At 63.5% G+C, this 14,871-nt stretch carries 13 protein-coding genes and 2 tRNA genes; 10 read left to right on the forward strand and 5 right to left on the reverse strand.

The window, feature by feature from the left end; genetic code table 11:
- Window position 1 precedes the first annotated feature (1 nt).
- Window positions 2–100: transfer RNA gene (locus LAN61_08100), tRNA-Sec, on the forward strand.
- Between the two features lie 336 nt (window positions 101–436).
- On the opposite strand, the gene LAN61_08105 is transcribed toward LAN61_08100, so the two are convergent.
- Window positions 437–3,124 (reverse strand): hypothetical protein, encoded by a 2,688-nt coding sequence (locus LAN61_08105; GenBank protein ID MBZ5540466.1) that lies wholly within the window; start codon window positions 3,122–3,124, stop codon window positions 437–439.
- A gap of 526 nt (window positions 3,125–3,650) precedes the next feature.
- Between LAN61_08105 and LAN61_08110 the strand changes: the two genes are divergently transcribed.
- The 8 genes from LAN61_08110 (at window position 3,651) to LAN61_08145 (ending at window position 10,353) form a co-directional block, all read left to right on the forward strand.
- A tRNA-Sec gene (locus LAN61_08110) sits at window positions 3,651–3,749 on the forward strand.
- 340 nt (window positions 3,750–4,089) lie between these two features.
- Window positions 4,090–5,676, forward strand: a complete 1,587-nt coding sequence (locus tag LAN61_08115) for a benzoate-CoA ligase family protein (GenBank protein ID MBZ5540467.1) — start codon at window positions 4,090–4,092, stop codon at window positions 5,674–5,676.
- 17 nt (window positions 5,677–5,693) lie between these two features.
- On the forward strand, window positions 5,694–6,455 hold the full coding sequence (locus LAN61_08120; GenBank protein ID MBZ5540468.1) for an enoyl-CoA hydratase/isomerase family protein: 762 nt from the start codon (window positions 5,694–5,696) through the stop codon (window positions 6,453–6,455).
- A gap of 55 nt (window positions 6,456–6,510) precedes the next feature.
- Window positions 6,511–7,257: an SDR family oxidoreductase gene (locus LAN61_08125; GenBank protein MBZ5540469.1), complete on the forward strand. Its 747-nt coding sequence runs from the start codon at window positions 6,511–6,513 to the stop codon at window positions 7,255–7,257.
- A 31-nt stretch (window positions 7,258–7,288) separates the two neighbouring features.
- Window positions 7,289–8,107: an enoyl-CoA hydratase family protein gene (locus LAN61_08130; GenBank protein MBZ5540470.1), complete on the forward strand. Its 819-nt coding sequence runs from the start codon at window positions 7,289–7,291 to the stop codon at window positions 8,105–8,107.
- Window positions 8,107–9,315 (forward strand): acyl-CoA dehydrogenase family protein, encoded by a 1,209-nt coding sequence (locus LAN61_08135; protein MBZ5540471.1) that lies wholly within the window; start codon window positions 8,107–8,109, stop codon window positions 9,313–9,315. Before LAN61_08130 ends, LAN61_08135 begins: the two co-directional genes overlap by 1 nt.
- A gap of 23 nt (window positions 9,316–9,338) precedes the next feature.
- A complete protein-coding gene (locus LAN61_08140) occupies window positions 9,339–10,136 on the forward strand; it encodes an SDR family oxidoreductase (GenBank protein MBZ5540472.1) in 798 nt (265 codons plus the stop codon).
- A gap of 58 nt (window positions 10,137–10,194) precedes the next feature.
- On the forward strand, window positions 10,195–10,353 hold the full coding sequence (locus LAN61_08145; protein ID MBZ5540473.1) for a hypothetical protein: 159 nt from the start codon (window positions 10,195–10,197) through the stop codon (window positions 10,351–10,353).
- Between the two features lie 69 nt (window positions 10,354–10,422).
- Here LAN61_08145 and LAN61_08150 read toward each other — a convergent pair whose 3' ends face one another.
- The 4 genes from LAN61_08150 to LAN61_08165 form a co-directional block, all read right to left on the reverse strand.
- Window positions 10,423–10,917, reverse strand: a complete 495-nt coding sequence (locus LAN61_08150) for a TlpA family protein disulfide reductase (protein ID MBZ5540474.1) — start codon at window positions 10,915–10,917, stop codon at window positions 10,423–10,425.
- A gap of 98 nt (window positions 10,918–11,015) precedes the next feature.
- A complete protein-coding gene (locus LAN61_08155; protein MBZ5540475.1) occupies window positions 11,016–12,293 on the reverse strand; it encodes a VWA domain-containing protein in 1,278 nt (425 codons plus the stop codon).
- 24 nt (window positions 12,294–12,317) lie between these two features.
- Window positions 12,318–13,826 carry a magnesium chelatase gene (locus LAN61_08160; protein MBZ5540476.1) on the reverse strand — a complete coding sequence of 503 codons (1,509 nt, stop codon included), beginning with the start codon at window positions 13,824–13,826 and terminating at the stop codon, window positions 12,318–12,320.
- Window positions 13,827–13,933: 107 nt separating this feature from the next.
- Complete coding sequence (locus tag LAN61_08165) at window positions 13,934–14,263, reverse strand: tetratricopeptide repeat protein (protein MBZ5540477.1); 330 nt, start codon at window positions 14,261–14,263, stop codon at window positions 13,934–13,936.
- A gap of 63 nt (window positions 14,264–14,326) precedes the next feature.
- Here LAN61_08165 and LAN61_08170 point away from each other — a divergent pair, with 63 nt between their 5' ends.
- Complete coding sequence (locus LAN61_08170) at window positions 14,327–14,863, forward strand: acyl-CoA thioesterase (GenBank protein ID MBZ5540478.1); 537 nt, start codon at window positions 14,327–14,329, stop codon at window positions 14,861–14,863.
- The last annotated feature ends 8 nt before the right edge of the window (window positions 14,864–14,871 follow it).

Here is a 14,871-nt window from a genome sequence, read left to right on the forward strand (position 1 = left end):
TGGAGGCGAAAGGAGCCCGGTGGATCTCCGGGCCTTCAAAGCCTGCGATGCGGTCCTTCGCGGCCCGCCTGGTGGGTTCGACTCCCATACGCTTCCGCCATGGAATTGCGCCACGCGCTTTAGGCGAGGGATGTGACTAGATTCCCACTTATCCGTTTTTTAGGTTAACCCCCAGGGAGACGTTCTCTTTCTTCGGCTACGTCTCTTCAGAGAAGATGTTGCCCGCGTGAGTCTCCAGGCGAAGTTGCGGGTTTTCCGAAATAGCAGGAAATATAAGGACGTTTAGGACGCCCCGTAAGACATTGCTCTCAATTCTTCCAGGGCGTAACAGTCCATTTGAGGGCGGGGTCCTGCCACCGTCAGTCCATTCTTCTTGGTCCGGCGAAGACTACTCAAGCAAGACTGCCACATTCGTTTTGACGCAATCGGAAGGACGCTAATTGGGCAACAGGCCGTAGACATCAAGCTCCCCCGGTGTGCTCGAGGTTCCGCTCCCCGTGTCGTTACCACGAGTCCCGATGTAGACCTTGCCGTTGGCGACGGTGGGGACTGTGAATTTTACGGCAAAGCCTGCGGTGTTTCCTGTTCCCTGCGTGCTATTCCACAACTCGGTGGCGAGATTGGTCGCATCATAGGCATGAAGAACCGCGGGGCCGCAACCCGGTGACTGGGGCGTGCAGTATTGACTGTCATTGAGAGCCCAGGCGATCCCATTAGTGGAGCCGCTCGAGGAAACAGCCGGCGTTGTGCCGGGGAATCCATAACTGCTTGAGGATTGCGATGAGGCGGTAGTTGTAAATAGGCCTGTGGAGGGGTTGAAGGGGAAGGCTTTGAGGTGTCCGCCAACTCCCCCGATATACAACGTATTGTTCCAGAAAGCAGCCGTCGCAAATATGGAGTTGCTAATGCCGAAACGTTGCCGCGCGTTGCTATCCCCAAAGTGACCCATATTGTCTCGATTCAGAAGGTACAGAAAGCCATCCTTGCCGCCTCCAATGACCAGGTGCGCGACCGGTCCGGAAGTCTGATCGACAAGTATCGCCGCTCCTCCGGATCCGAAATCGAGATCGTTTGAGTTGTCCGTGTTCTGATCCGAAGGGGTAAACCAGTCCGCGACGCTGAAACTGCTGGTCAGTTTTATGAAGGAATCGCCGTAGTCGTTATTCGGGGACGTCGTGCTGTTCGCGTCGAAGTTGCCATTTCCAGTAATAAAATACAAATTGTTGCTGGAATCCGCGGCGGGCGCGCCGCCTCCCATCCAGATCCCGCCGAAGCCAACATTGGGCGTGGCGTTGAAGACGCTTACTTGCGCCAGTGTGGTTGCGTTGTAGCCCATCATCCAACCGTAGTACACCGATTTATCTTCATGCGAGGCCCAGGCAACATAAACAGTCCCATTGGTGAGCACCAAGCCTGGCCGCTGATTTTGGTTTCTGGGGTCAAACGTCACAGTCGTGCCGCCGGTATTCGTGCCCGGGTAGGTGGCGGAAATATTTACAGGTCCCGCAAGCTTCTCTGCACCCGAAGTTAAGTTGATCGCATGCAGCCGCTGGAAGAAGGTAAGGCTCGAGGCGATAACGGATTTGCAGACAACGTAAAGCGTATCTGTGTTGGGGTCGATGACGGGCGTGCCGGTAATCCCCACTTCAGGTGTAATGTCGCCGAAACCCGACCCGACAAGATTCCCCGTCGAACCCGAGGGCACTGAAGTCTCGCCGGCGGCGCCACCATGGGCTGAATCGATGAGACTCACATGCCACAGCGTTAGGCAGGGACTTGCGTCCGCGTCGAATGCGTACAAACTCCCGTGCTGTGTGGCTACGATGATCACGTTGTGCTTTTGGCCTCCAATCATCAGATTCGAGACCCAGAGAGGCTGCGCATAGATCGCCCCATCCGCCGCACAGGAGAAAAGCTTCCCGAAGGTGGAGGTGTTCACCGTGGCGGTGGTAAGAGCGTATTCCTGGGTGTTGGTCCCGTCGCGGGAAAGATTGTTGTGATAGGTAGAGACGCCGGCAAGGTCGGTGACAGCAACGGTGGCCGATGCACTTTTCGTAACGTCGCTCACGCTGGTCGCAGTAACGGAGTATATGCCAGCCGTGGAAGGAGCCGTGAAAGTGACGGCAACTCCGGAGGCGCTCGATGTCGCAGAGAGAGAGCCGCCTGTGATGTTCCACGTGACACCTTGGTTGAGGCCGTCATTCGAAACCGTGGCAGTAAATGCCAGGCTCTGTGTAATGGTCAGAGCGCCACGTTTCGGTGTAACGGAGACAACGATATTGCCGGTTGCGGCCAGGATGGTGATGGTGGCGGAGGCTGTGCGTGTTGTGTCGGCCACGGAAGTGGCGGTCAGTGTGAGCGTCGCCGGAGAGGGCGCAGTTGCGGGGGCTGTGTAGGTGATGGCTACCCCGGATGCCGAGGAAGAGGCCGATAGCGTCCCGCAGGCAGTACCGCTACAGCCGGAGCCAGACAGCGTCCAGGTAACTCCCTTGTTCTGGGCATCGTTGGTGACGGTGGCGGTGAAGTTCTGCGGCTGCCCGGTCTGCACGCTGGCGGTCGTCGGCCCTACACTCACTGCAACGGGTGCGGTCACCGTGATCGTGGCCATAGAACTCCTGGTGTTGTCCGCCACCGAAGTCGCGGTCAGCGTTACCGTCGCGGGACTGGGCACCGCCGCAGGTGCGTTGTAGGTCACCGCGGTGCTGGTGATATTGGAGAGTGTCCCGCAAGTGGAGCCCGTGCAGCCGGAGCCGGAGAGCGTCCAGGTGACGCCTTTGTTCTGCGTGTCATTCTGCAGCGTAGCGCTGAAGCCTTGGGTTCCGATGCCGGCCTGCACGCTGGCGGTCGCCGGTGCCACACTCAGCGCAACGGGTGCGGTCACCGTGATCGTGGCCATAGAACTCCTGGTGTTGTCCGCCACCGAGGTCGCGGTCAGCGTTACCGTCGCGGGACTGGGCACCGCCGCGGGTGCGTTGTAGGTCACCGCGGTGCTGGTGACATTGGAGAGTGTCCCGCAAGTGGAGCCCGTGCAGCCGGAGCCGGAGAGCGTCCAGGTGACGCCTTTGTTCTGCGTGTCATTCTGCAGCGTAGCGCTGAAGCCTTGGGTTCCGATGCCGGCCTGCACGCTCACTGCTGTGGGCGATACGGAAACATTCACCAATTGCGGCTGCAGAGTCGCGGTCGGACCACCCGCGCACCCGGAGAGCGCGCAAGACAGAATTAACCCCAGGAATGCTGGACCAGGCAAGCGACTCTTGGCTTGAGCTCCACGGGAACTCATCAAAAGATTTTTCTCCCAAGTTCGCATAGGGGGGCAATTTAACAGATTGATGCGGCAAAGTCTTCATTGGCCAGCTGTTGGCTCGAACCTTTCTAAAACATCATCCGGCAGCCGATACTTCTAATCAGTGACCAAACAGTTCGAAAAGATCCTGCAGTGAGGATCGCGCTATGGAGAGCGATTTCAGGAAATACGAGACAGTGGAGAATGCGGCGTATGCAACCTCTCAGAAAGTCGTTCGGAGTGGGGCTGGCTGTGTTGCCATGGTCCTGTCGATCGCATCCTGCAAGGAGGCGCGCGGAAACACCCCCCTGCCGGCGCAGGCCGCAGTGATCGAGCCTCCACGCCGCTAATCCCGTATACTCCCTATGGAGGCGAAAGGGGTCCGGTGACTCTCCCGGCCTTCAAAGCCGGCGATTCGGTCCTTCGCGGCCCGAATGGTGGGTTCGACTCCCACACGTCTCCGCCAAAGTAGAAATCGGCTGGTTGTCGCAAATCACTTGGGCCGTGTGACGATGGTCACATACAGTCTGTTAATACTTCAGGACAATGCACTTCTTTTACTAGGCGAGGTGTGGACGCACAAGGTTCGGAAGGCTGGTTCCCATGCCCGCGAAGCATCCCGGCTCGTTAGAGACCGGAGCCAGCGTGCGCCCGATCGCCAGTCTGGCCGGGCCGCAGCACTTTTCTGAAGCCGTATTCGAGGACAAACGCATCCCGCGAGATGGTTTTGCCGCCAGGGAGAGCGCAGGCGCGGTGATCTACCGGCGGACAGTAAGCGCAAAGAGAGGTGCAAGGTGGCAGTGACCGTGGAAGTCAGCGCCGAGGGTATCCCGCGGCTGCGCTTTCCCGAGCCGTTCAATGCCGCCGAGCACTTCGTGGACCGTCATCTTGCGGAAGGACGCGGCAATAAAATTGCGGTGCGCACACTCGACCGGGAAGTGAGCTACAGCGAGCTGGTGGAGAGCGTCAACCGCTTCGGCAACACCCTTGCGGACCTGGGGATGAAGCGCGGGGAGCGGGTCCTGATGGTGGTCAATGATTGTCCCGAATTCTTTTTCCTTTTCTGGGGCGCCCTGAAGATCGGCGTGATTCCCGTGCCGCTGAACGCGTTACTCCGAGCCAACGAATTTGCGTTCATCATCCGGGATTCGCAGTGCGCCGGTCTGGTGTACTCGTCCGAGTTCGCGGAGGAGGTGGAAGCCGCCCTGGAAGCCTCTTCGTGGCGGCCCCGCGTCGTGCTGCGCCTGAAGGGTAGCGCGGACGCGCTGACGGAGCGGGCACGGAACGCTTCGCCGGAGCTCCAGGCAGTTCCCACAAGCGCCGACGACGATGGTTACTGGCTCTATTCCTCGGGTACCACCGGACGGCCGAAAGGGGTGGTCCACACCCACGGGGACCTCGCCGTCTGCAGTCAGTTGTACACCGTGGGAGTGCTCGGCGCCGAAGAGAGCGATGTCTTTTTTTGCGTGCCGCGGCTGTTCTTTTCGTATGGCCTGGGGGCGGCCATGTGCGCTCCCTTGTGGGTCGGCGGCACGACCATCCTCGACGAGCGGCGGCAGACGCCGGAGACGGTGATGGAGGTGTTTCGGCGCTACTCGCCCACGCTGTTCGCCGCCGTGCCCACGTTCTTCGCCAGGATTCTGGCTGCCAAGGTGCTGACAAGGGCTGCCGTTCCGCGGCTGCGCCGGTGCATGTCCGCTGCCGAGCCACTGCCCCCTGAATTGCATCGCCTGTGGCTGGAAGTGACCGGGGTACCGATCATGGAGGGCATCGGCTCGACCGAGGTGGGGCACATTTACATCTCCAACCGCTGCGACGATATCCGGCCGGGCACGTCCGGCAAGCCGGTCCCCGGCTACCAGGTTCGCATCGTGGACGATGCCGGGAACGATGTCGGCGAAGAGATGCCCGGGCGCCTGCTGGTCAAGGCCCAGTCGGTGACGCGGCGCTACTGGAACGAACCGGAGAGGACAGCCAAGGCCATCGTGAACGGCTGGTTTGATACCGGGGACACCTTCCGCCGGGACAAGGAAGGCTACTATGTCTTCTGCGGACGGGGCGACGATATGCTCAAGATCAGCGGCAGGTGGATCTCGCCGTTCGAAATCGAATCCGCCCTTGTGGAGCATCCCAAGGTGCTCGAAGCGGCGGTGGTCGGCCGGACCGACGAAAACGGCCTGATGAAGACCGAGGCCTGGGTAGTGCTGAAAGACCCCGCGCAGGCTTGCGAGCTGACCGCCCAGGAGGTCCGGGTGTTCTGCAAGGGCAAGCTTTCCCCTTACAAGTCTCCCGCATGGATTCATTTCGTGGAGCATTTGCCGAAGACGGCAACCGGAAAGATCCAGCGGTATAAGCTGCGCGCCACCCAGCAAGAAGAGGTGGGACACGCGTGAGCAGGAAGCTGGGAGAGATGCTTTCGGTGGAACGGATTGGCCGGGTCGCGGTGGCCACGCTCTGCCGTCCTCCCGTCAACGCGCTCAGTGACGAGTTACTCGCGCGCCTCGAAGTCGTGCTCGAGCAGGTAGCCGGCGACGACGCCATCTCGGTCCTGCACATCCGCAGCGACCAGAAAGCGTTCTGCGCCGGCGCCGACCTCGCCCTGATGCACGCCTGTTTTGCCACTCCCGAGGGGCCGGATGCCATGCTGGAAGTGGTGCGCCGCATGCAGCGGCTCTTCGCGCGCATCGAGGCGGCATCCGTGGTGACCCTCGCCGAGATCGGGGGAGCAGCGATCGGGGGCGGGTTGGAGCTGGCGCTGGCTTGCGATCTGCGGGTCGCGGCGCGGGAGGCCAAGCTGGGCCTATCGGAAGTGCGGCTGGGCCTGCTGCCGGGCGCTGGCGGCACGCAGCGGCTGACGCGGCTGTGCGGCCACGGCGTTGCCAGCCGTCTGATCCTCGGCGGCGAGGTGATCGACGGAGCCCTGGCCGAACGCCTGGGCGTTGTGCAATGGGCGCAGCCACGCGAGCAACTGGCTGCTTGGACCGGCGAGCTGGCGGCGCAGGTGGCCAGCGCGCCGAGGGCCGCGCTGGCGGCGAACAAGCGGTGCATCGCCGCGGCCGGCGATCCGGCGCAAGACGGTTACGCCGAGGAACTCGCCGGGACGCGGCGCCTGTACGGCCATCCGGAAACCCGCCGGAGGGTTTCCGATTTCCTGAGCCGGAAGGGAAGCTGATGTCCAGGGCTTCGAGTTTTCGTAACTTCTTTTACGCCGCAGTTCGGGAGGAAGCATGAAGTTCAACGGCAAGACTGCCATTGTTACCGGGGCCGCCTCGGGCATCGGCCTGGCAACCGCCGAGGCCTTTGCCGAGGCGGGAGCGCGGGTATTTCTGGCCGACATCGCCCGGGAGAAGGGCGCGGCCGCCGCAGCGGCCATCCGCGCGAAGGGCCAGGGGGCGGAATATGTTCCGCTGGACGTGACCGATGACGCTTCCATCGCCGCCTGCGCCGAGGCCGTCCAAGGCCGGATCGGAGCGGTGGACATCATCGTCAACGGGGCCGGCTGGGGAAAGGTGACGCCGTTCTGGGAAACCACGCCGGAGTTCTGGAGCAAAGTGATCGAACTTAACTTCGTCGGCCCGATGAGGGTGGTGAAGGCGTTTCTGCCCAAGATGATGGAGCGCAAGAGCGGCAAGATCGTCAACATCAGCAGCGATGCCGGGCGCGTAGGCAGCCTGGGTGAGACCATCTATTCCGGCGCCAAGGGCGGCCTCCTGGCCTTTACCAAGTCGCTGGCCCGCGAAACGGCGCAGTACAACATCAACGTCAACTGCATATGCCCGGGCCCCACCGATACGCCGCTCTTGAGTGCGGTGCCGGAGAAGCATCTGGAGGCCTTCAAGCGCGCCATTCCCTTCCGGCGCTTCGCGAAACCCCAGGAAGTCGCCGATGCTATACTTTTTTTCGCCAGCTCGCGCTCGGACTACATCACGGGCCAGGTTTTGAGCGTCAGCGGCGGCCTGACGATGGTTGGCTGATCTTTCCATTTCCGCTGCGAGAAAGGGGAATATGAAGCAAGTTCAGATGGCAAGCTACAAGGCCGCGCATTTCGGGTGGTCGGTTTCCGGGAAGGTGGCCACGATTACGCTCAACCGCCCCGACCGCAAGAATCCGCTGACCCTGGAATCCTATGCCGAGCTGCGGGACCTGTTCCGCGAATTGGCGTACGCCACCGACATCAAGGCGGTGGTGTTCACCGGGGCGGGCGGAAATTTCTGCTCCGGCGGGGACGTCCACGACATCATCGGCAAGCTGGTGAAGATGGACATGACGCAGTTAATGGCGTTCACGCGCATGACCGGCGACTTGGTCAAGGCTATGCGCGCCTGCCCGCAGCCCATCGTGGCCGCGATTGACGGAATTTGCGCCGGAGCGGGTGCCATGATTGCGTGCGCTTCCGATATGCGTTTGGGCACGGCGCGGAGCAAAGTAGCCTTCCTTTTCGTGCGCGTGGGGCTGGCGGGGTGCGACATGGGCGCGTGCACGCTGTTGCCGCGGCTGATTGGGCTGTCCCGCGCCGCCGAATTGCTGTTCACGGGGCGGGTGATGGGCGGCGAGGAAGCGGACCGCTTCGGCTTCTACAGCCGGTTGGCGGACCCGGAGAAGCTGCTGGACGAAGCCAGTGCGCTGGCCAAAACGCTCGCCGATGGCCCCACCTTCGCTCATGGCATGACCAAGACGATGCTCTTTCAGGAGTGGAGCCACGGCCTCGACGAGTGTATCGAGGCCGAGGCCCAGGCGCAGGCCATCTGCATGCAGACCAAGGACTTCGAACGCGCCTATAACGGCTTTGTGGCCAAGCAGACGCCGGTTTTCGAGGGCAACTGATGGCTGACAAGAGCTTCCTCAGCTGGCCGTTTTTCGACGACGGCCATCGGGAACTGGCCCGCGAATTGGAGCGCTGGGCGGGAGCTGTCCTCCCGCCGCTGCTCGAAGGCGCCGAGGAAAGCTTGGATGCCGTCTATGCGTGCGTGGGCCGGCTGGTGCCCGAACTCGGCAAGGCGGGGCTACTGCGTGCCTGCGTCCCAAGCCTGTACGGAGGATTGCGCGAAAACCTCGATGTGCGCAGCCTGTGCCTGGCGCGCGAGATCCTGGGGCGGGCTTCGGGGCTGGCCGACTTCGCCCTGGCCATGCAGGGTTTGGGCAGCGCTCCCATCACGCTCTACGGCCGCGAGGAACAGAAACGCGCCATCCTGCCGCAGGTGGCTGCAGGCACCGCGATTGCCGCTTTTGCGCTGTCGGAACCGGACGCCGGTTCGGACGTCGCGGCCATTGCCACGACGGCCACCCGCGACGGCGGCTTTTGGCGCCTGGACGGAACGAAGACGTGGATCTCCAACGCCGGCCTCGCCGCCTTCTATGTGGTCTTTGCCCGCACGGGCGAGGGGCCGGGAACCAAGGGCCTGTCCGCGTTCATCATCGATGCCGGAACACCCGGCCTGGACGCCTCGGAGCGCATCGACGTCATCGCACCCCACCCTCTGGGCACGCTGCGTCTGACCGGCTGCCGCATTCCCGCCGACCGCCTGCTGGGAAAGCCGGGCGAGGGATTCCGGATCGCCATGGCCACGCTGGACATCTTCCGCTCCTCGGTCGGCGCCGCCGCCCTGGGCTTGGCCCGCCGGGCGCTGGACGAAGCCGCCGCGCGGACGCTCCACCGGCGGATCTTCGGCAAAGCGCTGGCCGAGTTCCAGTTGACGCAAGGCAAGCTCGCAGACATGGCGGTTTCGATAGACGCCGCGGCGCTGATGATTTATCGTGCCGCGTGGACCAAGGATGTCGTGGGCGGGCGGGTCACGCGGGAAGCCTCGATGGCCAAGCTGTTCGCCACCGAATCAGCCCAGCAAGTGATCGACGCGGCGGTACAGATTTTCGGCGGCCTGGGCGTAGTACGGGGAATGACGGTGGAACGGCTGTACCGCGAGATCCGGGCGCTGCGCATCTATGAAGGCACCAGCGAGGTGCTGAAGTTGATCATCGCCTCCAAGGTGCTGGAGACGGCGGAAGGCGGCGCCGGGGGTTCCGGCGGTGCATGATTGAAGAAAGGCGCCGGGGTCTTATGCCAGCAAACAGCAAAGCTCCACTCGCCGGCCAGCACGCCGTAATCACCGGCGGAGGACGGGGCATTGGCGCGGCCATCGCCGAGGCGCTGGCTCGCTTGGGCGCCTGCGTCTCCCTCATTGGCCGGAACGCCGCAGTCCTGGAGGCCACGAAGAAGCGCATCGTCACGGAACACGGCGTCCCGGTGGCCACGGCACCCGCTGACGTGACGGACGAAGCGGCGGTGCACAATGCCCTGGCCAGTTTGCGCAGCGCGCTCGGTTCCCCGACGATTCTGGTCAACAACGCGGGCATTGCCGTATCGGCGCCGTTCCTCAAGTCGGACGCGGCGTTCTGGCGCAAGGTGCTCGATGTTGACCTGATGGGCGCGGTCTATTGCACCCAGGCGGTTCTGCCGGCCATGCTGGAAGCCAACTGGGGCCGGATCATCAATATCGCTTCCATCGCCGGACTGGCGGGGAGCGCTTACGTCACCACCTATTGCGCGGCCAAGCACGGCATGATTGGTCTGACCCGGGCTCTGGCGCTCGAAATGGCGCGCACGGGCGTCACGGTCAATGCCGTGTGTCCGGGATACACCGACACGGATATGACCGCCAACAGTATCGCCACGATCACCCAGAAAACCGGCCGGAGTCGCGAGGAGGTTATGGCCACGCTGCTGGCGCGCAATCCGCAAGGGCGTCTCATTCAGCCCGCGGAGGTGGCGGATACAGTGGCCTGGCTGTGCGGCAAAGGCGCCGCGTCAGTGACCGGGCAGAGCATCGTTCTTGCCGGTGGCGAGTTGATGCCATGAAAAGCGTTCTTGCACAGCCCAGACTGTTCCTGCACGTTTCCGCCAGACGGGCACGTCCATGAGAAGACGGCGCAAGAAGACGCTGGAAGCCGGCCGGGAGGCGCGGCGCCTTGCGCGCAAGGCAGCCGCCAAGCCCGCCGCAACCCAGGTGATTGAAGACAAGCGCCGGCGCCCGGCCAAACACAAAAAGGGCTGGATCGAAAAAGAGCTGGAGTAGCGTGGCGGCGCGGTGGGAGCGCGGCTGGTTTCGGTGACGAAGGTCCGACCGGACCTAGTTTTTCGAGCCTCAACCGGGCTTGTTTGCGGGAATAACCTCGTCGGGCTTGAAGAGCGGCGTGCGCGACATCTTGCGGCGCTCGGCGAGCTGGGCTGCGATGGTTTCCAGGTCCTTCTTGCCGAAACCCATGCAACTGACCTTCACTTTGCCCCCGGTGTCCACCAAGAAGATGGTCGGCACATGCGTCAGGCCGTAGGCATTTGAAACCGGATAATCCTTTTCGTCCGTCACTACGGGGAAGGTGATGCCGAACTCCTGGCAGAAGTCCTTCGTATCGCGGGGATTATCCTGGGAAATCCCGAGAATCGTCACGCCGTCACCGGCGTAACGCTTATGAATCCGTTCCAGAAAAGGCAAGGTGAACTGGCAGACGGGGCAGGAGATTTTGAAGAACGCCGCCACCACGGGTCCGCGTTCCAGCAGGGCACTGAGCAAATAGTCCTTTCCATCGAGAGCTTTGAGCCGGAAATCGGGTGCAGTTTGCCCCACTGCGATTTTAGTCATCGGATCCACCGTCCCCATCCAGCGGGAGATTCGCCGCAACAATCCCATAAGCAAAGTTTAGCGCAGAGCGGGATACTCGGCCACCTGCAACGCGCGCTTCAGTGAATCTGCCGTGTCTTCCGGCTCATGTAGTCCATCAGCAGATACTGGCCGAGCGTATAGGGCGTAGTGAAGTAGGCCTTGCCGCGGCACATCGCGGTGATCTTCTGGACGAATTGCACCAGGCTGTAATCGCTGGCGAGCATGAAGGTGTTGATGAGGATGCCCGCGCGCTTGCACTTGTTCACTTCCTCGAGCGTTTGGGAGACGACGAAGGGGTCGAGGCCGAAGGCGTTCTTGTAGATGCGCCCGTCCTCCATGGTCAGCGCGGAGGGCTTGCCGTCGGTGATCATGACGATCTGGCGCATGTCCTTTTTCTGGCGCAGCAGGATGCGCTGGGCGAGGCGCAGGCCCTCGCGGGTGTTGGTGTAGTAGGGGCCCACCTGGATGCGCGCCAGCCCGCCGAGCGGGACCTCTTCGGCGCTGTCGTGGAAGAGCACCAGGCTGAGGGTGTCCCCGGGGAATTGCGTGCGGATCAGGTGCGAAAGGGCCATGGCCACGCGCTTGGCGGGGGTGAAGCGGTCCTCGCCGTAGAGGATCATGCTGTGGCTGCAATCGAGGAGCAGCACGGTGGCGCAGGAACTCTGATATTCGCACTGGTGCACGGTGAGGTCGGAATACTCGAGATTCAGCGGGACGCGGAGGCCCTCGCGGCGCACGGCGTTGCAGAGCGTCTGGCTCACGTCGAGGTTCAGCGTGTCGCCGAATTCGTAGGGGCGGGAGACGCCGCCGGATTCGACGCCGGTGGCCAGGTCGCGGGTGTCGTGGCGGCCGAAACTGCTGCGCCCCAGCGAGCCGAGCAGGTCCTGCAGGGTCTTGAAGCCCAGGAAGTCGATGGTTTTGTCGGTGATGTCGAAGCGCGCTTCGATGTTGCGCGGCTGCGGCTGGCCGAGCTGCCCGCCGGGGGTCTGCTGCGGCGGGGGAGTGACCTGCGGCGGCGGCTGCGGATTGACGTAGCCTTCCTGTGCGAGGCGCTCGACGAGCTTGTCGAGGAGATCCTGGATGGAAGCGTCGCTGGCCGCCGCGGGATCCTGGAGCAGGCGGCGCAGCTCCTCGGACATGGCGTTATCCGGGAGCAACTCGCCTCCCTGCAACGCGCGGAGAATGGCCTCGCGCAGCGCCTCCATCGAGCGCTCCGGGTCCATCTCCGAGATGCCGTAGAACTGCGAATCGAAGCCGCTCTGCAGGAAGAAATCGCCGAGGCGACGCACCAGCTCTTCGAGGTCCACCGCGTCGGCGGGCTCGCCGGTGTATTTTCCGTAACGGATGAGTTTCATCTTCGCTTGCTCCAGACGGCACGCTCAATTGAACTGGCGGCGCGGGCGGCTGGGCGCCTCGCGCGTTTCCGCGGGACGCGGCTTCTCGCCGTAAAAGCCGCGCTCTTCGCTGCGCCCGATCCGGCGGTGCGCCCACAGGCCTTCGAGGATCATCTCCGCCGCGGCCGCCGCGGCGGCTGCGTCCTTGCGGTCGGAGACGCCGAACCGCGCGATGTGCTCGTAAAGCCCCTGAATGCGCGAAAGCTGCTGCTGGCGCTCGGCGGCGGTGGAGAGCTCGGGCAGCTTCAGCTCGCCGCCCATCTCGAACCACTGCACCACGGACTGCACGTCCGCGCCGCCCATATGTTTGCTGTAAACGCGGCCGATGGCGGCGCGGACCAGTTCGCGGGCCACGGTCTCCGCCCCCTTCAGCTCGCCCTCGTATTCCAGCTCGAGCTTTCCGGTGATGGCCGGGAGCGCGGCATAGATGTCGGCCACGCGGGCGACGCCGCGCTTCTCGCCGGTGCGCGCGGCGCGCTGCTCGGCGCTGCTGACCGTGCTTTCCAGCGCGGTGATGGGCAGACGCTGGCTGACGCCGGAGCGGCGATCCACGCGCTTGTCCTCGCGCGCCTGGAAGGCGATCTCTTCCACGACCTCGCGCAGGTAGGCGGGCACTTCGATCTGGCGGCCGGAATCGCGCTCCAGCCAGGCCTCCTGGCCGGTGATGAGCATGCCTTCCTCGACCGACGAGGGGTAGTGCGTGCGGATCTCCGCGCCGATGCGGTCCTTCAGCGGGGTGACGATCTTCCCGCGCGCGGTGTAGTCCTCGGGATTGGCGGTGAACACGAGGAGCACGTCGAGCGGCAGGCGCAGCGGGTAGCCCTTAATCTGGATGTCGCCTTCCTGCATGATGTTGAACAGGCCGACCTGGATCTTGCCGGCGAGATCGGGCAGCTCGTTGATGGCGAAGATGCCGCGGTTGGCGCGGGGCAGCAGGCCGTAGTGAATGGTGAGCTCGTCGGAGAGGTCGCGGCCGCCGCGCGCGGCCTTGATGGGGTCGAGGTCGCCGAGGATGTCGGCGATGGTGACGTCGGGGGTGGCCAGTTTTTCGACGTAGCGCAGGTCGCGCGAAAGCCAGGCGATGGGCGTGGCGTCTCCCTCGGCGGCGATGCGTTCGCGGCAGGCGCGGCAGATGGGGCGCAGCGGGTGATCGTTGATCTCGCAGCCGGCGACGACGGGAATGGCGTCGTCAAGGAACTGCAGCAGGCCGCGCAGGATGCGGCTCTTGGCCTGTCCGCGCAGACCCAGCAGGATGAAATTGTGCCGGGAGAGCAGGGCATTGATGATCTGCGGGATGACCGTCTCTTCGTAGCCGTGAATTCCGGGAAAGAGCGGCTCGTTGGCCTCCAGCATGCGCAGAAGATTCGCGCGCATCTCTTCCTTGACGGAGCGCGCCGGCGCGCCGGGCTGGAAACCCGGCAGGCGGCGCAGCTCGCCGAGCGTCGCGGGCCGGCCGCGCCCCGCGGAGGGATGCAGTGAAGCGCTTGCGGTCATGGTTGCCCCAATCGGCGCGCCGTCTGCCGCGGCTCGCCAGAACTCTTTCGAAGAGATGCGCGATGCGAGCGGAGGGTTACTCCGCAGGGCGTGAGCCCGGCAGGGGATCAGCCCAATTCGCCGAGAAGGCCTTCCATCTCGGAGCGGGCGTGCGCATCGCCCTTCTTCGCGGCCATGGCGACGCCCGCGTGCAGCAACTGGCGAGCCTCGTCCGGGCGGGCATCGCGGACCAGAAGCTGCGCGTACATCAGATAGCCGGGCACGTACTCGGGGTTCATCTCCAGCAGCTTGCGGAAATGGGCGTCGGCAGCGGGGGTTTCCCCGGCATTCATGCACTCCAGCGCCAGGCCGTAGCGGGAAAAGGCGTCGGCCGGCTGCGCGGCCACGAATTCCTCGAGCACCTGGCGGCGTGTTTTCCTCTGGGGCTGGTTGGTCATCTCCCGTATTATACGGGGCAGGTCCGTTGTGTGCGGAAAATTCGCGCAGGAAGCGAGGCAGCGATGAAGCGGCCGAAGAAAATTGCAGCGAACCGGGAGAGGGGAGAGCGCCTTGCCGGAAAGCCGGTCAGCGCGTCGCGCTCGGAGATGACCGAGATGGTGCTGCCCAGCGAGACCAATCCGCTCGGCAAATTGCTCGGCGGGCACGTGATGCACCTCGTGGATATGGTCGGGGCGATGGCCGCGCACCGCCATTCGAACAGCGTGGCCATGACCGTCTCGGTGGACTATCTGGATTTCCGGAATTCCGTCAGCGTGGGCGAGATTGTCAATCTGAAGTCGCAGGTCAATCGGGCGTTTCACACCTCGATGGAGGTGGGCGTCGAAGTCTATTCCGAGAATTTCCTGACCGGGGAACGCAAACACACCACTTCCGCCTACGTCACATTTGTGGCCATGGATGAACACACCAGGCAGCCCAAGGCTATTCCGCCGCTGATCCTGAAGACGGCGGAGGAGCGGCGGCGCTTTCGCGAGGCCGGGGAGCGGCGAAAGATCCGCCTCGCGCACCGCTACGGCAAGAAGAAGTACACGTTCTGACGGAGAGG

Source organism: Terriglobia bacterium (assembly GCA_020072785.1).
Classification (GTDB): Bacteria; Acidobacteriota; Terriglobia; order Acidiferrales; family UBA7541; genus Acidiferrum.